This is a genomic window from Pantoea sp. B9002, assembly GCF_013385945.1.
GTDB lineage: Bacteria > Pseudomonadota > Gammaproteobacteria > Enterobacterales > Enterobacteriaceae > Pantoea.
The window spans coordinates 1-375 of record NZ_JACAPA010000144.1 but is presented as its reverse complement, the minus strand read 5'-3'; the positions used below and the strand labels follow the sequence as shown (position 1 = coordinate 375).

The following is a 375-nucleotide window of genomic DNA, read 5'->3' as shown; positions in this document are numbered from 1 at the left end:
AGGTTGGACAGTATCTGTTTGAAACGCAGCGGATCGACCAGCACGTCGCACGGGCGGTGTTGCGTTGCTGGCAGCAGCACCAGGCTCAGGCTTTTCTGCCGGGCCAGGCCATCGAAGACACGGGCGACCGAGTCCACCAGTTCGGTCAGGTTGACCCGTTCCGGGGACAGGCTGAGGCGACCGGATTCGATACGGGCGATATCCAGGATGTCGCCGATCAGCTCCAGCAGGTCCTTGGCCGAAGTGTAGGCAACCTCGATGGCGGGGCGGTCCAGGTGTCCCTGGTCCGCGCGCTTGAGGGTCAGTTCCAGCATGCCGATCACCGCGTTCATCGGGGTGCGGATCTCATGGCTCATGGTTGCCAGGAAGGTGCTC

The 375-nt window shown here is 63.2% G+C and carries 1 protein-coding gene; it reads right to left on the bottom strand.

What is annotated here, in order from left to right; translation table 11 throughout:
• On the bottom strand, positions 1 to 356 hold a 356-nt coding region (locus HX773_RS25575; RefSeq protein WP_304623171.1), incomplete at its 3' end, for a HAMP domain-containing sensor histidine kinase.
• Between the last annotated feature and the right edge of the window lie 19 nt (positions 357 to 375).